This is a genomic window from Paenibacillus camerounensis (assembly GCF_000723885.1).
In the GTDB taxonomy this organism is placed as follows: Bacteria; Bacillota; Bacilli; order Paenibacillales; family Paenibacillaceae; genus Paenibacillus_AQ; species Paenibacillus_AQ camerounensis.
The window spans coordinates 78237-99519 of sequence record NZ_CCDG010000025.1; the positions used below are offsets into that span (position 1 = coordinate 78237).

The 21283-nt window shown below is 51.4% G+C and carries 21 protein-coding genes; 7 read left to right on the top strand and 14 right to left on the bottom strand.

Annotated elements, in window-relative coordinates:
* The gene (locus tag BN3772_RS11025; protein ID WP_042199421.1) at positions 1 to 2115 is read right to left on the bottom strand and encodes a chemotaxis protein CheA; all 2115 of its coding nucleotides are present in this window, start codon (positions 2113 to 2115) and stop codon (positions 1 to 3) included.
* Between the two features lie 244 nt (positions 2116 to 2359).
* Between BN3772_RS11025 and BN3772_RS11030 the strand changes: the two genes are divergently transcribed.
* Complete coding sequence (locus BN3772_RS11030) at positions 2360 to 3103, top strand: threonine/serine exporter family protein (RefSeq protein WP_042182577.1); 744 nt, start codon at positions 2360 to 2362, stop codon at positions 3101 to 3103.
* Positions 3104 to 3133: 30 nt separating this feature from the next.
* A complete protein-coding gene (locus BN3772_RS11035; RefSeq protein WP_042199422.1) occupies positions 3134 to 3556 on the top strand; it encodes a threonine/serine exporter family protein in 423 nt (140 codons plus the stop codon).
* A 98-nt stretch (positions 3557 to 3654) separates the two neighbouring features.
* Here the strand turns inward: BN3772_RS11035 and BN3772_RS11040 are convergent, their stop codons facing one another.
* From BN3772_RS11040 to BN3772_RS11095, 11 genes are all read right to left on the bottom strand, one after another.
* Positions 3655 to 4194 carry a GNAT family N-acetyltransferase gene (locus tag BN3772_RS11040; protein WP_042199423.1) on the bottom strand — a complete coding sequence of 180 codons (540 nt, stop codon included), beginning with the start codon at positions 4192 to 4194 and terminating at the stop codon, positions 3655 to 3657.
* A gap of 2 nt (positions 4195 to 4196) precedes the next feature.
* Positions 4197 to 6221, bottom strand: a complete 2025-nt coding sequence (locus BN3772_RS11045; protein ID WP_042199424.1) for a Na+/H+ antiporter — start codon at positions 6219 to 6221, stop codon at positions 4197 to 4199.
* Positions 6222 to 6338: 117 nt separating this feature from the next.
* On the bottom strand, positions 6339 to 6974 hold the full coding sequence (locus BN3772_RS11050) for an NAD(P)-dependent oxidoreductase (protein ID WP_042199425.1): 636 nt from the start codon (positions 6972 to 6974) through the stop codon (positions 6339 to 6341).
* 20 nt (positions 6975 to 6994) lie between these two features.
* Positions 6995 to 7867: a VOC family protein gene (locus tag BN3772_RS11055; protein WP_042199427.1), complete on the bottom strand. Its 873-nt coding sequence runs from the start codon at positions 7865 to 7867 to the stop codon at positions 6995 to 6997.
* Between the two features lie 161 nt (positions 7868 to 8028).
* Positions 8029 to 8457, bottom strand: coding sequence for a MerR family transcriptional regulator (locus BN3772_RS11060; RefSeq protein ID WP_042199428.1), 429 nt, complete (start codon positions 8455 to 8457; stop codon positions 8029 to 8031).
* Between the two features lie 413 nt (positions 8458 to 8870).
* On the bottom strand, positions 8871 to 9293 hold the full coding sequence (locus tag BN3772_RS11065) for an Rrf2 family transcriptional regulator (RefSeq protein ID WP_042199430.1): 423 nt from the start codon (positions 9291 to 9293) through the stop codon (positions 8871 to 8873).
* Positions 9294 to 9354: 61 nt separating this feature from the next.
* Positions 9355 to 10143 carry a hypothetical protein gene (locus tag BN3772_RS11070; protein ID WP_042199432.1) on the bottom strand — a complete coding sequence of 263 codons (789 nt, stop codon included), beginning with the start codon at positions 10141 to 10143 and terminating at the stop codon, positions 9355 to 9357.
* 312 nt (positions 10144 to 10455) lie between these two features.
* Entirely contained in the window at positions 10456 to 11202 is a 747-nt protein-coding gene (gene map, locus BN3772_RS11080) for a type I methionyl aminopeptidase (protein WP_042199433.1), read from the bottom strand.
* A 199-nt stretch (positions 11203 to 11401) separates the two neighbouring features.
* On the bottom strand, positions 11402 to 12031 hold the full coding sequence (locus BN3772_RS11085) for an SGNH/GDSL hydrolase family protein (RefSeq protein WP_042199434.1): 630 nt from the start codon (positions 12029 to 12031) through the stop codon (positions 11402 to 11404).
* A gap of 156 nt (positions 12032 to 12187) precedes the next feature.
* Positions 12188 to 13366, bottom strand: a complete 1179-nt coding sequence (locus BN3772_RS11090; RefSeq protein ID WP_042199435.1) for an NAD(P)/FAD-dependent oxidoreductase — start codon at positions 13364 to 13366, stop codon at positions 12188 to 12190.
* Positions 13367 to 13423: 57 nt separating this feature from the next.
* A complete protein-coding gene (locus tag BN3772_RS11095; protein ID WP_042199436.1) occupies positions 13424 to 13867 on the bottom strand; it encodes a helical membrane plugin domain-containing protein in 444 nt (147 codons plus the stop codon).
* Positions 13868 to 14189: 322 nt separating this feature from the next.
* Between BN3772_RS11095 and BN3772_RS11100 the strand changes: the two genes are divergently transcribed.
* Both BN3772_RS11100 and BN3772_RS11105 read left to right on the top strand, forming a co-directional pair.
* Positions 14190 to 14807, top strand: a complete 618-nt coding sequence (locus BN3772_RS11100) for a nitroreductase family protein (RefSeq protein ID WP_042199438.1) — start codon at positions 14190 to 14192, stop codon at positions 14805 to 14807.
* 152 nt (positions 14808 to 14959) lie between these two features.
* Positions 14960 to 15412: a DUF3888 domain-containing protein gene (locus BN3772_RS11105; RefSeq protein ID WP_042199440.1), complete on the top strand. Its 453-nt coding sequence runs from the start codon at positions 14960 to 14962 to the stop codon at positions 15410 to 15412.
* Positions 15413 to 15514: 102 nt separating this feature from the next.
* Here BN3772_RS11105 and BN3772_RS11110 read toward each other — a convergent pair whose 3' ends face one another.
* Positions 15515 to 16138, bottom strand: coding sequence for a hypothetical protein (locus BN3772_RS11110; RefSeq protein ID WP_042199441.1), 624 nt, complete (start codon positions 16136 to 16138; stop codon positions 15515 to 15517).
* A 573-nt stretch (positions 16139 to 16711) separates the two neighbouring features.
* Positions 16712 to 17962: a purple acid phosphatase family protein gene (locus tag BN3772_RS11115; protein ID WP_086074512.1), complete on the bottom strand. Its 1251-nt coding sequence runs from the start codon at positions 17960 to 17962 to the stop codon at positions 16712 to 16714.
* Between the two features lie 223 nt (positions 17963 to 18185).
* On the opposite strand from BN3772_RS11115, the gene BN3772_RS11120 reads away from it, so the two are divergent.
* The 3 genes from BN3772_RS11120 to BN3772_RS11130 form a co-directional block, all read left to right on the top strand.
* On the top strand, positions 18186 to 18899 hold the full coding sequence (locus BN3772_RS11120) for a polyphosphate polymerase domain-containing protein (protein ID WP_042199442.1): 714 nt from the start codon (positions 18186 to 18188) through the stop codon (positions 18897 to 18899).
* Between the two features lie 2 nt (positions 18900 to 18901).
* On the top strand, positions 18902 to 19639 hold the full coding sequence (locus tag BN3772_RS11125; protein ID WP_042199443.1) for a DUF4956 domain-containing protein: 738 nt from the start codon (positions 18902 to 18904) through the stop codon (positions 19637 to 19639).
* Positions 19640 to 19656: 17 nt separating this feature from the next.
* Positions 19657 to 21283, top strand: a 1627-nt coding sequence (locus BN3772_RS11130; RefSeq protein ID WP_052380457.1) for a CotH kinase family protein, incomplete at its 3' end; no start/stop codon positions are given.

The window sequence follows — 21283 nt, forward strand, 5'->3', positions numbered from 1 at the left end:
TTATTGACCCGAAACAGCGTTCATGGAAGACGTCAGCCGGATGATATCGAGAATCAGGCTGATGCTGCCGTCGCCCAGCAGGGTACATCCGCTAAAAGGCCTGCTTCCCGCACTGTTCAGAATATAGTCCGGAAGTGCTTTAACAACAACCTGCTGCTGTCCCAGCAGTTCATCTGCCAGCAGACACAGGCTGCGCCCGTCATCCTCGACCATGATCAGAATGCCCTGCTCAACAGGGGAGGCGCTTACGGCAGCGGCTGTAAGGTTATGCAGGCGGATTACCGGATAACAGCTGCCGCGCACCATAATCCACTCGTTCCCTTCCGGGTCGGTAAGCAGATCCTGCTGTTCCGGCTTGAAGGAGCGTACAATGGAATTTGTCGGCAAGGTGAACCTTGCACTGCCTACACCGACATTCATCCCGTCAATAATGGCAAGGGTAAGCGGAATTCTTAAAGTGACGGTCGAGCCGGCACCCGGCACACTATCTATAGTTGCAGTGCCGCCAACCTTTTCCAGATCTTTGACCACTACATCCATGCCCACTCCTCTGCCGCTGAACTCACTGATGCTGTCCTTTGTTGAGAAGCCCGGATGAAAGATCAGCCTGTACACCTCACGGTCGCTAAGCTCACGTTCATCCCGGCTCAGGAGACCGTTCTCCGCTGCCCGGCGGATAATCTTATCCCGGTGCAGCCCCTTTCCGTCATCACGGATCATGACAATCACCTCTCCGCCGGAATGCCTGGCTTCCAGCGTCACTGTTCCGCTGCGCGGCTTACCTGCAGCCAGCCTTTCCTCAGGCGGCTCAATACCGTGGTCAAGCGCATTACGGACGATATGCATTAAAGGATCGGACAGGTGCTCAATAATGTGCTTGTCGACCTCTGTCTCTTCTCCCACTATTACGAGGCTGGCTTCTTTCTCCAGCTTACGGGTCATATCCCTGACAATCCGGCCCATCTTATGAAAGGTGGCTGAGATAGGAACCATGCGCAGCGACATAACCACATCCTGCATTTCCCCCGATATTTTGCGTAAATGCCGGGCAGCCTTGGCGAAATTATCCAGCGGGCCGTGCACGGCTGCCAGATCGGGATTCTGGGTTACCATCGCTTCGGCGATAACCAGTTCACCGATCAGATCCATCAGCTTATCCATTTTGGACACATGCACATTTATCATAGTCTGCTGTGCAGGCGGTGAGGCGGCTTCTCTGGACTTCTTATCCCGGACCGCCGGCCCTGCAGGCTTGCGGTCCGTATGATCCTGCGGCGTATCTGCCAAAGACAGCCTTTCCGCATCCATACCGGACAGCTGAACAGCAGTCTCTATTACGTCGTCTCCGGCTGTATGGAGCTTGTCAAATTCCAGTTCACAGACATAAGGGGCATTCCGTAAGAAATCAGCAACAGAATCTCCGCTGGCAGCGGTTTCCAGCATAATAATAAATCCGTCCCTGCGGATTACATCTGCACTGTCGGGATTCTCAATAATATCATCCGGATGGTAAGTAAAAGTACAGCTTATCGTTTCATCCAGCTGATGAATCACAGCAAAGGCGCGGATATTCTCCATCTGGCAGGCTTCCTCGAACCGCAGAAGTGCCCTGTAGCGCCCGGGCTCCGCTGATCCGGTCTTAACCTCCTTAGCCGGTTGCACTTCCGTGTGCTGACGGCGGTCCGTCTCCTCCGATGTCTCCGTGCGGATCTTCAGCAGCTGCAGATAAGCTGACAGTTCTTCAGCCAGAGCAGCAGCATCCCCGTCTGCCGGATCTCCGCTGCGGATTTTGACAGTCTCCAGCTTAATGAAATCTATGCCCTGCAGCATCAGATCCGACAGATCAGAGCTGTCATAGGCGGCTTCAGGCCGGTCCCGCAGATAAAAAAACAAATCCTCCATTACATGGGCCAGTGCAGAGATGTTCACATATCCCATCACAGCTGCCGAGCCTTTAATCGTATGCATAATCCTGAATATAAGATTGATATCCTCGGGATGAAGCGAATCCTGCTGCTCTCCGGCAAGTACGGAATCCTCCAGCTGCTGCAGTGATTGCATCGTTTCAAAGATAAAGAGTTCAAGCAGGGAATCCTCCGGAAAAGCGCCTGGCATAAAATTCTCCTTTCAGTTCAAGCAAAAAAAGGGTTAGTCCTGTAACCTTTTCTGATTTTCTTCATCTTTATATCGTAAGATAAAAGTAAAAAGTTGATATTTAGTTCATTTTTTCAATTAATTTTTAACTTTCTGGCGTTTGAAATGAATAATAGTTGATCTTTTGCGGAATTACAGCGACAATCGGATATATAACATTTCAGGGGAGGATCTAACGAAGTTGGACAGTGCAAGCAACAACAGTATGACTTCCACGCATGATATTATTGATGTGTGTCTTTTGGCCGGCAAAATCATGCTTCAAAGCGGTGCAGAAACCTACCGTGTGGAGGACACCATGTCACGCATGGCGGCAGCGCTCGGGTTCCCCGGAGCACACAGCTATGTGACCCCGACCGTTATTATGTTCACTACGAGCCGGCTCGAGCCGGTGAAGCTATTCCGGATTGCGGAACGGACAACCGATCTGAAAAAGGTGTCTGAGGTTAATGATATTTCCCGCCGGCTGAGCGAACGCCAGCTAACGGCAGCTGAAGCCCGTAAGCGCCTGGGGGAAGTGGATGATGCCGCTCATGCTTACCCGGCCTGGCTGCAGATTGCTGCTGCTGCCTTGACCGGGGCATGCTTCACAATCATGTTCAAGGGCAGCATCTGGGACGCCCTTCCGGCCCTGCTGGTATCCGCGCTGGGCTTCGCAGCTGCAACGTATCTGCACCGGCTTGTCCAGGTACGCTTTTTCGCAGAATTCTCTGCCTCGTTTCTGATCGGCCTGACGGCATTTCTCTCAGTCAAGGCAGGAATCGGCCAGGAGATGGACAAGATTATTATCGGCTCGGTCATGCCGCTCGTCCCGGGACTTCTCATTACCAACGCAGTCCGCGATCTGATGGCCGGCCATCTCGTATCCGGCCTGTCCAAGGGAGCAGATGCTTTCCTGACCGCATTTGCTATCGGGACAGGCATCGGGCTTGTGCTGTCACTCTTCTAAAATATACGGTGCGAAAGAGGTCTGTCGTTCATGATTTTGCAATTAGTTACCAGCTTCATTGCCGCCGCCGCCTTCTGTATCCTGTTCAATGCTCCGGCACGTGCGCTGCTGCAGTGCGGGATTGCCGGAATGGTGGGCTGGGTTCTTTACTTGGAGCTTGATAAACAGCTGGACACGGTAGTCGCGACCTTCCTGGCTACAGTTGTGGTCGGTGTGATCAGCCAGCTGTTTGCCCGCTCCTACAAAATGCCGGTTATCATCTTCAGTGTCGGCGGGATCATTCCGCTGGTTCCCGGAGGACTGGCGTATGATGCCATGCGCAAATTTGTCGAGAATGACAATAACCAGGCGATCCAATACGGCGTCCAGGCATTGCTGTTATCCGGGGCCATTGCAACAGGTCTTGTGTTAAGTGAGGTTCTGGGCCAGATGTTCCGCCGGAGAAAGGCCTGACGGCTGCGGTCTGTAAATAAGCCGCAAGTGTATACAGAAAGAGGCCGGCTGCGGTTAAGGGAACCCCCTTACCGCAGCCGGCTTTTTCTATGACAGGATCAGCTGTTTGAATGATCTGCCGGTACGATTATTTTCTGGTAGCTGGCGATATCCAGCCATCTTCCGAACTTACGGCCAATCTGCCTGAACAGGGCACTCTGCTCGTAGCCGTGTCTGATGAACAGACGGCGGCTGGGTTCATTGTCTGAACAGACGGTGGCAACCAGAGCATGGAATTGGAGGGCAGCCGCTTTTTGCTCTATGAACATTAATGCCTGCCCGCCAATCCCCCGCCCGCCGCTGTCCGGACTCAGATAAATACTGATTTCACCGGAAGTATCATAAGCCTGCTTATTCTTATGCCTCGTTATCAGGACATAACCCGCTAAACTGCCTGCCTGCATAATGGCATAGGATTTGAAGCGCGGATCGCCGCTTAATACGGATTGTCTCATTTCGTCAAGAGTCAAAGGCTCCGTATGGAATGAGACGGTCGTATTTAGCACGTAATAATTATAAATATCCAGCACACCGGCCAGATGCTCTTCTGTCATCTCCTCAAAAAGCAGGCCAACCCCGATTGTTTCGCTTTCCCCCATAGTTAATCCTCCCAGATTGATGTTTCCAGCTGATCCACGAACCGGCGCAGCCTGCCGGCAATCTTGAGATTGATCGCCCCGGTCTGATACATCTGCTGTACCGTATCCCGCTGCTCCTGAATCGCCTTAAGCTTAAGCTCAAGCTTCTGATCGTCAACAATCCCGTCTTTGCTCCAGCCTTCCCCCTGCTCCAGCCTTGATTCGATTCGTTCATATTTATCGATAACCCGCTCGGCCGCCGCACGGTTCTCCTCATTGATCCCACTGGTGACTGCACTGACGGCAGCCTGGCACATAGCAATTTTGGCTTTGCGCGCCTCTTCCGCATTCTGGATCGCCTGCCTGCCGTCCTCACCGCTGAGCCTGCCGGTAAAGAGCCCCGAGAACAGCCGCTGAAGCTCGGTCAGCGAGAACTTCACATGCGTATCAAACCGCTGGCACAGGATGGATTCAGTATGATCCAGCATTTCCTCCATTTTCACTGCAACAGGGGCTGGAATCGTTCCGGTCTCTGTCATCCGCCTTAGCTCGGTGCGTTCCGCCTCAAGACCGTTCAGCCTCGCTTCGACGCCCAGGCGGCGCATTCGTTCTGCTGCCGGATCATTATCCTGCCTGAGCGCACAGATACGGTCAATCTTGTCGGTGAACTCCAGCAGCGCAGGCTGATTAGCGCGTTCCCCTGTCTCCGTGACAAGGCTCCGCAGCATGCTCATTCCTGCATCTATGACCACCGATCTTGCCGCCAGCTCTGTACTGCCTCCGCCTGCTGTCTGCAGAACCGTCTCTTCCGGATTGCCTGCCAGCAGCGGCAGCAGAATACTTGCAATTACCAGAGACATCAGAATAACACCGGCCGCAAGCGCAATGATTAAGTCGCGTTCAGGAAACGGGGTTCCGTCTCCCAATGCCAGAGGTATAGAGAACGCACCGGCCAGTGTAACGGCTCCCCGGACACCTGAGACAGAGGTAATCACCAGGGATTTGAGCGGGGTCCGCTTGTCCTTAAACCTCAGATTTTCAATCAGGGAATACAGATACACCCAGACAAAGCGCAGCACAATCAGAAGGGCGGTAATGACCAGCACATACCCGAATACCATAAAATTGTTAATTGACTCATCCCGGTAAATCACCTCAACGACATCCGGCACCGACACCCCAAGAATCAGAAAGACCAAGCCGTTCAGTACAAACAGCAGGACTGACCAGGTGCTCGCCGATACCAGCTGCAGCTTGTATTGCGGAGAAGCGGCCCGGTCCTTCTCAATCGCATATACAACCCCGCCTGCAACAACGGCAAGAATGCCGGAGACCCCGATCTCCTCACTAACCAGATAGATAATGAACGGAGTAAGAATCTGCAGCAGAACGTGCATAGTAACATCTTCCATGCCAAACCGGCGCAGGAACACACTTAGGCGGATCAGCAAAAAAGATAGTATCGCCCCCAGCAGCAGCCCTCCGGCAGCAATGATAACAAAGCTCAGACCCGCCTTCGGCAGCGAAAATACACCGGTGACCGCAGCGGCAATCGCAAACTTGAAGGCAACCAGGCCGGAGGCATCATTCATCAGCGACTCCCCTTCAAGAATCCGGTGGATGCTGCCAGGCAGATGCACTCTTCCGGCCAGCGAGCCTACCGCGACCGCATCAGTCGGCGAGAGGATCGCCGCCAGCGCAAAAGCCGCCGCCAGCGGAATGGACGGAATCATCCAATTGATGGCATATCCCGCAACAACCACAGTGACAAACACCAGCCCCAGCGCCAGCAGCAGAATCGGCGCCCGCAGATTCCACAGCTCCCCGCGGGGTGTCCGCCTGCCGTCGTTGAAGAGCAGCGGGGCAATGAATAACACAAAGAAAAGCTCAGGCTCAAAATGCATATGTATCCCCGTAGGAACCAGTGCGGCGATAACGCCAAGTCCGATCTGGATCAGGGGAACCGGCACAAAAGGAATGAACCTGTTCACAACATTGGATGCCGCAATGAGCCCCAGCATTAACAGTACCGCAAGAAAAGTTTCCAAGCTGCCTCAGCTCCATTCCATACAATTTCCCTTCATTATATCTCAAAAAGAGGCATGGCCGCATCATCCGGCTATGCCTCCTGCACACTAATTAATCAGTCACCATTCACTTGCGGCTCAGGACTCGGAAACAACCGTGAACCGTTCCCCGATATGCTGCGGCTGTTCGAGCTCATCTACAATAGCAATAGCGTAATCTGCATAGCTGACATAGCTTTCACCCTTGGAGTTGGCCAGCAGATGATCCTTACCCTTGGTGTAGGAACCGGTTCTAGCCCCAACAGCAAAGTTTGCGGACGGGCTGACAAAGGTCCATTTCAGACCTTCCGTGCCCTGCAGAATTTCAAGATTTTTTCCTTGGTTCAGCGCGGTCGGCTTAACGAAGTCCGGGAAGCCCGGCGTCTCTACTACTCTGGTTGTTTTGGCTTCATCCACAAACAGGCTGCCCGCTCCGCCGACGACGATCAGCCGTGTTCCCTTAGCATCCTTAAGCGCATTAATCAGCACATTTCCGGCATCCACATGCAGATGCTCCTGGCCGAACGGCGCGCCGAAAGCATTGACTACGGCATCAAAAATCTGCAAATCAGCACCTGACAGCTCAAAAACATCCTTTTCCAAAACGGCTGCTCGGCTGTCTGTTACTTTTGCAGCGCTGCGGACAATGGCGGTAACCTCATGGCCCCTGTCCAGCGCCTCCTTAACAATCTCGCTTCCGGCCTTGCCGCCTGCTCCTATAACTGCAATTTTCATCGTTTATCCCTCCAGGTCTATTAGTGCTTCTTATGGTGCACAGTCAGGTGAATGCCGACATTCCACGGGTCTGTTAAAATAACCCCGTCTGCTGTATCCGTCACCGGATAACCGGCCTCCCTCACCCGCAGTGCAACTTCTTCAACCTCATGTACGCCGGGCAGCTCCAGCGTGAAATAATCAATGCCCGGAGCATTATCCGGAGTTGCAGGCGCACCTTGGCCTGCCCAGATGTTCAGCCCCATATGGTGGTGGTAGCCGCCGGCCGATATAAACAGCGCTGAATTACCGTAATGGGTCGTCGGCTCAAAGCCTAGCGCATCCACATAGAACTTCTTGGCCTCAGCCAGATCTCCGACATGAAAATGCACATGCCCGATCACTGTACCTGCAGGCAGACCCTTCCAGGTAAGACCTTCTGAAGCAGCCAGCAGTCCGTCTACATCCACCGGATCAGTGGTCATCACGTAATCTCCGGCAGAGTCCCGCTGCCAGGTATCACGCGGACGGTCACGGTAGAGTTCAATCCCGTTGTTGTCCGGGTCCTGAATATATAGGGCTTCACTGACCAGATGGTCGCCTTGCCCGATCTCCATCTCTGAGTCAATCAGATTGCGCAGCACCAGCCCGAGACTTGGCCGGTCGGGCAACAGAATGGCGAAGTGGAATAATCCCGCACCTTTACGGCTTAACACCTGCGGATGTTCAATTTCACGCAGGTTCAGCAGTACCCGCTGCCCGTCTGCCGTCATTTCCGCCTCCCGGCCATGCCGGCGCAGAACCTGCAGCCCCACAACATTCTGATAAAAGGCAAGCGAGCGTTCAAGGTTGCTTACTCTAATCTTTACTAGACCAATCTCCGTTGTCTCGTGTAATACCGCTGTTGCCGTCATATGGAATCCCTCCTGAAAGTAGCTGCCTCCGCTGAACCTTTAATTGCAGCTTAGTCTTGGCTTCTGCTATTATTATCATTCACTTGTAACTTAATCAGTTACATTTTAACTAACTTTATTATAGTTGCACTCCATAAGTTTGTCAATTACTTTAACAATCTCTATTTAATAATCTTGTCTGCCCTATAGATCCGGTTTAGCTCTGTTACAGCGTGGACCCATGCCATCATTTCTGCCCTGCTAAATTTAAACTCATTATCCACTTTAAAAAACGGCAGCCTATGCCCGGTAAAGATTCCGTTATTACTGAGGATTGCATTTTCCGCTTTTATAATGTTAATGATCTGATCCTCTTCCAGACCAAGCAGCTGCGCTGCTTCCTGGATATTCAACACTTCTTTGCCCTCTGACTTTATCTTCACCTGCAGCTCAGACTGAGCCTCCGCTTCAATCTGTGTCTGCGCTACCGCCGCCTGTACGGCCTTATCACTGCTCTCTGCACGTTCACTGCTGATAATGAGACAGCCAATGATAAAGGAAATCCCCAATATCAGACTTGAGCCAAGCATGGCTAGATCATTATTCTTCATATGTATTCTGTCTCCCTTATTTCATATTTCCGGTATGCCCGGCCTCTTCTCTCCCTGCCACAGCGGCTCTCTTCATGTAAGTCTAAAGGGTATGGAATATTATGTAAAGAAATGCTTCTGCCGGCAAAAAAGTAGCCCCGCCGGTATCCGGCAGGGCCAAGGTCTATTATAAGGGGGTCATGTGATTACTATAACGGCCGAACCTTAAAAACGGATGAACCGCACATAAAGGTTTTATGAAATGAGTTCAATTAAAAAAGCAAACAAAAAGACCCTGCCGAGGCACGACAGGATCTATCAAAATGCATCCACTGGGGGGTGGAGATCTCAACTATACTCCCCAAACCTTAAAATAAGATAAAATCCCGCTGAAAGCTAACTTAAAATTCTAAAAAAGACACATATTTGCTACATTAACTGACGGGAATCTGGTCCACAATCAGATCAAGCGTAACCTCCTGCAGCACCTTCTCCATCGCTTTCTGCGCCATCGAAAAGACCGGAACAATCGCACCGGCAATGTTCTTGCCGACCGGACACTCCGGATTCGGATGATCATGCACCGAGAATAAGCCATCTTCATCTACAGCGTTCACAGCACGGTATATTTCCAAAAGGGTAATTTCTGCTGCGCTGCGCGTAAGCTTGGCACCGGCTACACCGGGACGGACCTCCACCAGCCCTGCCTTGTTAAGCATACCGGTAAGCCGCCGGATCACGACCGGATTGGTATTTACACTGCCGGCAATCCACTCGGAGGTGCTTTTTCCATCCTTATTACTGTCAATTAGCGTCAAAATATGAATAGCGACCGCAAAGCGGGTGCTGATGTTCATGAGTATCTCTCCTTTAGGGCCTTCGGACAAAAGCTATAGATGCAACTATAATAGTTACATTTTAAACTATTGTCAATCCCGCAAGCAGCTCCTGAACCTGCTCGGGATATTTTTTACTGAGCCGCGCCTTGCCCAGATTCTCCTTTACGACCCGGAGCATCCTGGCATCGCCGCTCTCTCCCAGCCTGCGCAGCAGGGCGAATCCGGCCTCCGGTTCGCCGGCTGCAAATAGGCTGAGACTATATTCCAGACCCTTGGACAATACGCGGAAATGCTCAGGATCACAGCCTTGCGTCTTCCCTTGAATAATGCCATCCGTTATTTCACCTGCCAGCTCCAGACAATACAGCATTTGACGGCTGGTTGTGAGCAGTGGCGGATGAGCCAGGCCGGCCAGGAAAGCACGCTGCTCCAAAACAGAAGCATTGGGCCTCCAGCCGTCCAGCAGCTCCTGCAGCAGCCGGAAATCATCCTCCCCTATGTACTGTAATCCGATTGCAGCCGCTTCACGGACTCTCCACCTCGGATCGTTCATGGCCGTTCGGAGTATGGCCCCGATCCGGCTGCGGCGTTCGTTGTCTGCGTAGCTGTAGTGGGCAGCACAGGCTTGAACGGCACAGAACGGGAGGTATTCACCGGGATCTCCGGTCCATTGTATAAGTAAAGACCATGCTGTATCTGTAATTTCCTTCTCGGCATAATACCTGGCAAACTGTGCTGCCAGCGCAAGATTAGCTCTAGGCCCGGGCAGGCCGCTGTTGCGCAGCATATATTCCTCAAGCTGCGGCCAGCACCCGCTGCTGTCAAGCAGCTCCTGCAACGGTTCAAATTGATCCTTTTTTCCGCTCATTTATAAAGGCCCCTTTAACTAGCAAATTTCACTGCCGCTGCGCGATCCCTTGTGGAAATAAGGATAATCAATCTGCTTCTTCACTTCCAGCATAGCCTCTTCACCAGCCAGCAGTGACAGCATGTACAACCCCGGGTCAATAGAAGTGGAGACACCGCCGCCTGTGATAACATTTCAGTCTTGAACGATCCGCGCTTTTACAACATTGGAGCAGTACGGCGAGCAATAATAAAAGCTGCCCCGGACAGCCATTGCCTGACTATTGCCGGTGCAGCCCTGATTACATCGCGATTTCCTGCTGTCTGTTAGTTCTTAAGCGCTCGTGAGGATAATCGGCTTGCCTTTGGTCACGATAATGGTATGCTCAAACTGGGCAACCCGGCTGCCGTCACCGACACTTAAGGTCCATCCGTCACTCTGCTGCTCTGCAAAATCCGCTCCGGTACTCAGGAAAGGCTCAACAGTAATGACCTGGCCTTCCTTAAGCACCGTCTGTACGCGCGGATTATAAAACGGCAGGATTTCAAACGGCTTCTCATGCAGCGCTTTGCCGATTCCATGGCTGCACAGGTTACGGATCACTTTATAGCCGCGTTTGCCGGCTTCGCGCTCCATCACCCGGCCGATCTCATTGACCTTCATCCCCGCCCGCAGATGATTAATTACACTCATCATGGTCTCTTCCGTACTGCGGCAGAGGTGAATCAGCTTTTCATTATAAGGGGGCAGCTGAAAAGAAACCCCGGCATCTGCATAATATCCGTTCAGCTCAGCCGATACATCAATGTTAATCAGGTCTCCGGGCTGAATCACCTTGGGGCCGGGAATACCGTGCGCAACCTCATCATTGATACTGATACAGGTGCTTCCCGGAAAATCATAGGTGACCCGTGGTGCCGATCTGGCCCCGAAACGCTCCAGCAGCTCTTCCCCAATCTTATCCAGCTCTGCCGTTGTCATACCCGGAACCACACTGCGCTTCATCTCTGCGATGGTATAGCCAACCACCTTCCCTGCTGCCTGCAGGCCCTGCAAATCATGTGCGTTATCGCTGGTCATCTGTCCACTTCCTTCTGCATATTGATCGCTCAACGGTGAAAGTAAATTCCTATCCTCCATAACCGTATATATCCATCCATTATAACAGTCCGGGGCAGCAGAATGAAATATAGACAGGATAATGCCATGCCTCAGATTCAAAAAAGACCGTTCCGCACACACGTACGGATCAGTCTTCTGTCTTACGCTGTTGTCTGGGCTAGCAGATAGCGCCGGCTGCTTTAAGCCAGGCTTCAGCAATCAGTGCATGCCCGGCAGGTGAAGGATGTACACCGTCACCCGCCCAGTATGCAGGCTCCGCCTGTACCGCAGCAGCTGCAAACAAGCCGTCTAACGGAACAAGCGCTGCACCGTATTCGCGCGCCAGTGAGCGCACGGCATGAATTTTTGGATCAAGATCTGTGCGCCAGCCCTTCCGGTCTTCCGGCACAGGCAGCACAAAGGGCTCAATCAGAACGAGCTTAGCATCCGTTGCCGCCAGTGTACGCTCAATCAGGTCACGGTAAGCGGATTCAAATTCCTCTGACGTAGTTTCAAAGCCTGAGTCATACCAGCGCCAGGTATCATTGATTCCAATATAGATGGATACCCAGTCCGGTTTCAGCTCAAGGCAGTCACTGTCCCAGCGGTGCTGCAAATCCGTTATCCTGTTGCCGTTGATCCCCCGGTTAAATACGGTCAGCTTTTTCTCCGGGTACAGCAGTCCTAATCTGGCAGCAGCCATCAGGGCATAGCCGCAACCCAGTGAAGCAGCATCACTATAATTACGTCCGCAGTCTGTGATGCTGTCGCCGATAAATACGATCACATCATTATCCTTGAATCCCATACTATAAATCCTCCTATGACAAACCAGATTAATGCAAACAAGGATATTATAGCAAAGGGCAACGAATAGTACAGCGGATTTTTCCATAAATGCAAAAATCCCCTCCATTATCCCGGCCTCAATAAGGCTCATTTCAGGATTGGAGGGGATAATCGTCTAGTAAGCCAGACTGAACAGGCCTTTAATATGAGTCAGGTAGCGGATATTGCTGGCTTCCTTCATCATAGTTGCCGGAAGGCCCTTAAGCGGAGTCGAGCTGCCGCCGATAATGGCAACGCCGTCCTTGCGGCCAAGGCTGGCAAGTGTTCCGGAATTAATCGGGCTGAAGCTTTCCATCGCTTTGTTATTCAACAAAGCATAGAGGTTGTAACCGATCAGCTCGCCCATCTGCCAGGCAATCTGTGCCGTCGGCGGATTTGGACGGCCGTCCGGCGCGAAGTGAACGGCGCTGTCTCCGGCAACGAACACATCCTTATGCGAAGCGGACTGCAGGAAATCATTAACTGTAGCACGGCCGCGGTTAACCTCAAGTCCGGATTCCCCGACCAGCGGATTCCCCTGCACGCCTCCGGTCCATACAAAGGTGTTGGCAACGATCTTTTGACCATCCTTCAGATCAACGGTGTTGCCTTCAACATTGGTTACAGGCAGTCCGGTCAGGAACTGTACCCCGCGTGCTTCAAGGCTTGCGGTTGCCCGCTGAATCAGGTGATCCGGCAATACAGGCAGAATCTTCGGCCCTGCTTCGACGAGCAGCAGCTTGATTTCTTTCGGATCTACGCCATAACGCTTAGTCAGCTTAGGCAGAACATCGGCAATTTCACCAACCAGCTCAACGCCGGTTAGTCCGCCGCCGCCGATCAGAATGGTTGCATCCGCAGGGTTTTTGCTTTGCGCGTATGCGGCGATTTTACTTTCAATGTGGGCGTGAATATTTTTGGCATCCTCTGCCGACTTCAGCACCATGCTGTACTGCTCCAGACCCGGGATACCAAAGTAAGCCGTTGTACTGCCAAGTCCGACAACAAGTGCGTCATAAGAAAGGGTTGAACCGTCAGACAGGCTGATCTGCTTGCTGTCCACGGAGAAGGATTTTACCTTGGCAATCTTCAGATCAATATCTTTACCGGCAAACAGCTTCGCCAGCGGCATGGCAATCGCCTTTTCCGAGATGCTTCCGGCTGCCAGACGGTGAAGCTCTGTAATAATCTGGTGAGTCGGATACTGGTTGACAACCGTAACTTTTGCTTCAGCTTTGCTCATATATTTACGCACAGTCAGCGCGCTCAGCAAGCCGCCGTAACCTGCACCCAGGATAACAATATGTTTTGACATTCTATTTCCTCCGTCCATACGTGTGTATACATTCTAAATCAATAAAGTACAGGTTACTTACTTCTGCGGACTGCGTTCGCCGCTGACCTCCAGATAGGCGTTCACGAAGCGGAGCATTTTCTGAACCTGGGGATCCTTGATCATTTTCATCATGCTGAACAGGCTGATATTGTCCGTACTGGCCTCAGCGCGGTCCTTAGCTTCAATTACGGTGGCAGCCATGTTTTTAACCGACCCTACAACAGGCTCGGCAATTTCCTTAATCGCACCTACAGTGTCATTCTTCAGCACATCATCCGTTGCAACCGCCTGGACAAAATCAAACGATTTCGTTAATACTCCGGCCAGCTTAGTCAGCTTAGGCAGCTCCTCCACCAGTAATGCAAGCGACTCCTGAACCTCAGGCTTCAGCAGCTGTTCGAGCAAGTCCTCCTTGGATACTTTTGCTGCGGCAGCTGTTTCTTCCTGTTCAGGCAGTGATTGTGTAATTGTTTCAGACATATTAGCCTCTCCTTCGCGTTGACATATCTGCTTAATCATCTCTAACTCACAAAGTCAGTGTGCCTATTATACCACCGATATTGTTAATTATGTCACAAAGTTTTTACCCATTTAGCCTTAATTTGTGATATTAATCACTTATTTATTGACGTTTTCTCGCTTTTCCTTCTTTTTTATAAAAAAATTTATGAATTACTGCCTAAAATCATTGACGATCCTCAAACACCATGCTATCTTAAGCAAGTAACTTAATGTAAGTTTATTATAAAACATCAGTTATTGATTTTTATTAACCAATACATACACTAATGGAGGCATAATAATGAGCAATTTTTCTGAATTAGTCCAAGCCCGCAGATCCGCCATGAATTTCGTAGAAGGTGTTTCTATTTCCAAGGCTGAGCTGGAGGAGATGTTCTCGCTTGCCCGTCTCGCCCCTTCCAGCAACAATCTGCAGCATGCCCACTACAAGGTAATTACCGATCCGGCAGTCAAGGAGCAGCTCCGCAAGGATGCATACAACCAGTACAAGGTTCATACTGCTTCAGCCGTCATTATCGTATACGGTGATAAGAATGCTTACCTGCAGGCGCCGGAGATTTACAGCGGCCTTAAGCTGCTCGGTGCTATGAGCCAGGAGGAATACGATAACACCATCCAGTCCATTAATGATGCCTATGAAGGCAATGATGCCTTCCAGCGCGATGAGGCCATCCGTAACGCCTCCCTGTCAGCTATGCAGTTCATGCTGATCGCCAAGGACAAGGGCTGGGATACGTGCCCGATGATCGGTTTTGTACCCGAGGCTGTGAATGCAACGCTCAATGCACCGGATAACCTTGTCCCTGCCCTGATGATCACAATCGGCAAAGACAACAAGCATAAGATCAGACCGCGCGGCTACCGCAAGCCGGTTAACGAATTTGTGGATTTCATCTGATCCTTACACGAAGAACAGCTATAGAATGCGCAAAAAGGCCCTCCGTCATCATTAGGCGGAAGGCTTTTTTTTGTTGCGTTAGGCTGCATACAGCCCGTTATTAATATGAGAATATGGACAACCTACCTGAAAACCGGGGTGAGGTGTAATCAGTGAATTGGACACAAAACTTTACCGTACTATTGCTGTTTGCGGCTCTGAGCCTGTCTTCTTCCACTCAGGTACAAGCTGAAACCGCTCAGCTTGTACCTGTGAGGGATTCAAGCGAACTGAGAATACAGGATACGCTTATGAATTTTTTGACCCCCTATATCAACGAGGCGGTCCGGGAATATTATCAGCATTCCTTGCTTGAGCCGCCGCTCGTCTATCCGTATTTCGTAAAAATAACCGAGTGTGCGCGGATAAACGGCTTTCGCGGCTTCCGGCTGTCTGTAACGCTCGATGTAACACCCGTTGTCGGCCCCCATATCTCTGTTGGAGAAGACCGGTTAACTTTTGAAATTTCCGCAGGACCTGAAGTCAGGCTGGTTAACTACACGCATTTAATAAGCTATCCGCTCCCGCCGCACTGGCAGGATATTGTGAAGAAACCGGTAAAGTAAATATGTATCCGCACAGCTGTATTATGATCAGCAGAGTGATATCAGGAGCAGCTTGTCTGCGAAAAGCTTTCAGACAGGTGCTCCCGCACCTGGCCTCCCATTCTATTTTGCGTATTGCAGGATGGCTATTGCTGCCCGTTCACGCCGGTCCGCATCCTCGCTGTGCAGAGCTTCTTTAAGGACGGAAACAGCTTTGGTGACGGTTATTTCATCCACCAAATTGCGCTTTCCGTCAGCTACGGAATCGGCAGGGCCCTTCCCTTCGATCCATAGCTCCAGCCGTGCCGCCGGCAGCGTCCCGCGGTACCTGGAGATCAGGCTCTCATCTGCCAGCAGTTCTGCCGCTTCCGGATTCAGCGCGCTTTGCGGAATGCTTCTCAGCCAGGTTACACCGCGCCGGTGACAGCGGCCGTCCTCCGGTGAATCGCCGGTTTCGTCATAGAAATAGTCACCCAGATCACCCAGATGCACCCACTGCCCGTCGGCAATCAGCACATAATCCCCGTCCTGCATTTCATGCACGAACAGGTTAAGGTTAACCACGGCTTCTTCAAGCTCCGGCCCCTTATATGCCCCGCTCTTCAGCAGTCTGGCCAGCATCTCCTCCGGACCGGCATGTTCCAAATCTCCGGTGCCGGGATAACCGATACAGATATAGTTATTCTCCAGAAACTCTCCGATCCGCTCTACGCCCATAGGTGATGTTGTTATCCGAAACAGCTTCATTGATACTCCTCCTCTGTTGGCTTCATTATACACGATTGATCTAACTAGGCATTACCCGGGTACAGGCCGTAAATACCGAAAAACTGAGAACCAGACAGAATAATAGCGCTTACAAGAGGATGAGCTGAAAAATAGTTCCATTTCTTAAGATTAGCGCTTTTTACAGCCCAGCCGCCTGCAGGTATACTTAAGGCATCAACTCAAGGGAACCTTACACCGCTAGCAGGAACGTCTGACGGACAGCAGTAACGATTCCGCAGCAATCCTGAGCAGCTGTAATCCCTGAGCTTGAGACTATATCTTTGATTCTGGCGTTAAAGCTTTCAATTCATCCCCGAACGAAATGGCAGGAGCTTCTTAAAGCTCGAATGTTACACCGCAATCCACTCGTGGCAGAGGATGAATTAGAGAAGATTTATCGTACAGGATAGGCAAATTCACTGCCGCCTCGGACGATTTCTACCCGGCTGAGTTCAAAGGATAGGATAAGGAGTCTGAGCATAACATGGGTATAGTGCAAACAACGTAAGCCTCTGTCGTTGATAACAATCAATGATAGGGGTTTACGTGTGTTTAGTGAGTAAGTGTGAATTCATCCAGCAGGCTGCCATCCACATCGTAAGCCTGATAGTTCAGTACTCTACCGCTAATAGAAATGCCCGCAAACATCGCCTTGTTATTCTGAAAATGTACAGCATGATAGAACTGGTCTTCTTTTTTCTCATTGAACTTGTTGCCGGAAGCGTTCGTAACGACATAGACCGTTCCTCTGGACGCACCAGCGGCTCCTTCACCCTCAGCTACAATTTCCCCGTCCAGCAGCGGATAAGACCGCGAATACTCATGATTATGCCCCTGCAGCACCAGATCAACCTCATATTTATCAAAAAGCTGAGCCCATTCGTCCAGCTTCTTATAGGTATTACCGCCATATGCCGGACGGTGAAAAGCGACAATTTTCCAGGCTTTGTCCGTTCCGGCAAGATCCTTTTTAAGCCATTCCGCCTGTTTTTTCAAATTTCCCTCCGTGTTCAGCACCGTAATATGCACTGGTCCATAGTCGAAGGAGTACGATGTTCCGGCGATTGAGCCTTTGGCCCCGTTATCCGGCAGATTGAAATGAGAGGTGAATTCGGCTGCCTGTTCATCGACCTCATCGTGGTTTCCTGTCACCGGCATCAGCGGAATACGGGATACGAGGCTGTCCACATTGCTGAAAAAGCTGTTCCACGCTGCTGAATCTTCGGCATCCTCCGTAAAGTCCCCGTTATGCACAATAAATTGTGCCGCCGGAAAGGTCTCTGCCGCCTTGTTCAGCGTCCTTCCCCACACCGCAAAATCCGCCGGCGTTATTCCTTGCGAATCGGTCACATTAATAAAGGTCACCTGGTCAGTGTCTGCTTCCGCAGTGGTGAAGGTGGCAGCAGCACTCCACTCCCCGTCCTTGCCTGAACCCGCCCTGTAAGTGTACACGGTACCCGGCTCAAGCCCGCTAACCTCCGCTTTATGCACCCCTCTTTTTCCTTTATCCGTCTTAATTGCGGTATCTTCCGCCTTTATCCTGAATACTGAAGCACCGTCAAAAGAGGCCTCGCCTCCCTTTACAACCTCCAGCCGCCCGGCAGCGGCAGCATCCTCCGTATACCAGGTGAACGCTCTGCTGGTATCCGTATCCTCTTTGAACGTAGTAACCAAGTTATACGGGGTTCCCGGTGACAATGCAGTCTCTGTCCGCCCCGTCTTCAGTTTTTCCAGTGCTACCGCAGCTACTATTAACACTATGAGAATCATTCCGATGATAAACACCATTTTCAAATCCTTCACGCAGGTCCCTCCTGAGGCTGTGTACTTTGTTAACAACGATAGCCTCCATTAAGCTCCAAAGTCAACCGGAAACCCTCTATTGTGCTCGCAATTCGCGACTTTTGTTAACGCAGTGTAAAAACTTTCAGCTAACGCTCAGCTGGATTTAAGACAATCATAAGGTCTGTCCCGTACGATAGGTTCAGTTAATGGTATTTACTAAGGGTTAGAAACGAGGTGTGAAATGAGTAACAAGCTGCAATTCCGGCATGAGCTGAAATTTTTCATCAACTATCATCAATATCTGATTCTGCGTCAGCGCCTGCACAGCCTGATGGATGCCGATCAGAATGCCGATGAAGTCGGGGAATATCATATCCGGAGCCTTTATTTTGATGATATGCACAATACAGCCCTGGCTGAAAAGCTCGGAGGGCTCAGGGAACGTGCCAAATACCGCATCCGGATCTACAATGCTCAGGATAATGTCATTCACTTTGAGAAAAAAATCAAAATGGACGATTATATCGCCAAAGTCAAAGAGCCGTTAACCCGTGAGATGTACGACCAGGTTATGGCCGGCAACTATGAGGTGCTGAATGTACCCGGCAGTCCGCTGTTCATGGAGCTCTACAATCAGATGCGCCATAACCTGCTGCGCCCTAAAGTAATCGTCGATTATGTGCGCGAGCCTTACGTCTGCCATAACGGCAATGTGCGGATTACCTTTGACAAGGAGCTGCGGACCGGTCTGCATGCTACTGATATTTTTGACCAGGGGCTGCAGCCTGTGCGGGCGCTGGAAGAGAACTTTATTATTTTCGAGGTCAAATTCGACGAATACATTCCGGAATACATCCGGATCGCGCTGCAGCTCGAAGGCTTGAACCGGCAATCGGCGTCAAAATATGTGATTTGCCGGAAATTTTTGAAGACCAACACTTGGGAGGATTATTAATAATGAGCTTTGTATCTACTCTGGCTGCTGCGGGAACAACTGCGGCTGAAGCCAATGACACAGCAACAACCTTTTCCGATATGATTAAAAATTCAGTGCTCGACAACTTTGTATCCGACATCAGCATCTCCAAAATCCTGATTACACTCGGGGTCGCTTTTCTGATAGGCTTCTTTATTTACCTGCTCTATAAACGTGTATTTAGCGGAGTCCTCTATTCCAAAAGCTTCAATGTTTCACTCATGGGCATGACCCTAATCACCGCAACGGTTATTATCGCTATTAACTCCAATCTGGTGTTGTCACTCGGGATGGTCGGCGCCCTGTCTATCGTCCGGTTCAGAACGCCGATTAAAGATCCGACGGATCTGATCTTCCTGTTCTGGGCAGCGGTAGCAGGTATTGTGACCGGGGCAGGCTTTTTCACACTGGCTATTGTCGGCTCGGTTATTATCGGTCTGATTCTGTTCCTGTTCATTAAACGTTCCTCAGTGGAAACCCCCTATCTGCTGGTTGTTAACTGCGAGGGCGATGACAGCGAACGCGAGGTCCACAGCCATCTGAACAAATCCGTAAAACGCTATAATGTGAAGCAAAAAACCGTAACAAAGGGCAATGTTGAGCTGACGCTGGAGCTTCGTCTGGACGACAAGGAAGGCGGTTTCGTCAACACTGTCTCCGACATTACCGGTGTCAAAAATGTCCTGCTGATCAGCTACAGCGGCGACTACGTATCTTAAGGAAGGGCGGTGCCGGGATGAAAGCAAGAGGTAAGCCGTTTCTGCTGATGCTGTGCTGCCTGCTGCTGGCTGCCGCTCTGGCCGGATGTCAGCCGGATAATAATAATGCTAACGGGAATACGCAGGACCGGGCGGCTTCGAATGAGGAGCAGCGTCTGGATACTGACGTGTTCCCGAAGGATAAGGTTGTGGATGTGCGGATCACGATAGATCCGGATGATTATCAGGATATGCTGGACAATGCCAGCGCCGAGGAATACAAAGCAGCTTCTGTTGAATACAACGGTATTACAATGGACAATGTCGGTATCCGGACCAAAGGCAATTTAAGCCTGCGCAGCGTTGTGCAGATGAGTGACTCGGACCGTTACAGCTTCAAAATTTCTTTTGACGAATACGTAAATCAGAGCCTGTTCGGGATTAGCAAAATCAATCTTAACAACAACTACAGTGATGCTTCCTATATGCGTGAGTTTCTCACCTATGAACTCGCGGAGACTATGGGCCTGCCGACGCCAAAATACTCCTTCGTTAACATTTATGTCAACGATGAGCTAAAGGGCTTCTATCTCGCGGTAGAGCAGATCGGCGATGCTTATCTGGAACGCAACTTCGGCAACTCCTACGGCGCGCTGTATAAGGGGGTAATGACCGGCCAAGGCAGCGATCTGACCTGGCTCGGCGACGATACCTCCCTCTATACCGGCCTTGAGATGAAGTCCGATAAATCGAACAATGATATTCTCCTCGACATGCTGGATGAGCTGAACAACGGCACCGGCTACGAGAAATACATCAACGTCGATGACGCACTCGGATATATTGCCCTTAATGCCGTTACCGGCAATATGGACAGTTATCTCGGCAGCAACAAGCAGAACTATTACCTGTATGAGGATGACGGTGTTTTCTCCATTCTGCCTTGGGACTACAATATGGCCTTCGGCGGCATGGGCGGCTCCGACGTCATGATTGATGAGCCGACCCAAGGCGCCCTCTCCGAGCGTCCGCTGATCGCGAAGCTGCTTGCCAATGATGAGTACAAAGCGAAATATCACGCCATCATCCAGCAGATGATCGACGGATACCTACAGGATGATACCTTCCAGTCCCGGATGGACGAGCTCGACACCATGATCTCAAGCTATGTGAAGGCCGACCCTTCTGCCTTCTATACATTTGAACAATATGAGAGCGGCACCCAGTCTGTGAAGACCTTCATGTCAACCATGGCCGCCAGTGTCTCCGGCCAACTGGACGGTACCATTGCCGCGAGCGGCGACGGCTCCGGCAGCGGCAATAGCATGGGCGGCTTCGGCGGCGGCGGCTTTGGTGGCGCGCCGGGCGGTGGCGCGCAAGGCGATGGCGACGCGGCTCTGGGCAAGGCGATGCAAGGGCAAGGCGATGCCGATGGGCAGGCCGCGCAAGGCGATGGCGACGCGGCTCAGGGTCAGGCACTGCAAGGGCAAGGCGCTGCGGTTGGGCAGGCCGCGCAAAGCGATGGCGACGCGGCTCTGGGCCAGGCGCTGCAAGGGCAAGGCGATGCCGATGGGCAGGCCGCGCAAGGCGATGGCGACGCAGCTCAGGGCCAGGCGATGCAAGGGCAGAGCGCTGCGGACGGACAGGCCGCGCAAGGCGATGGCG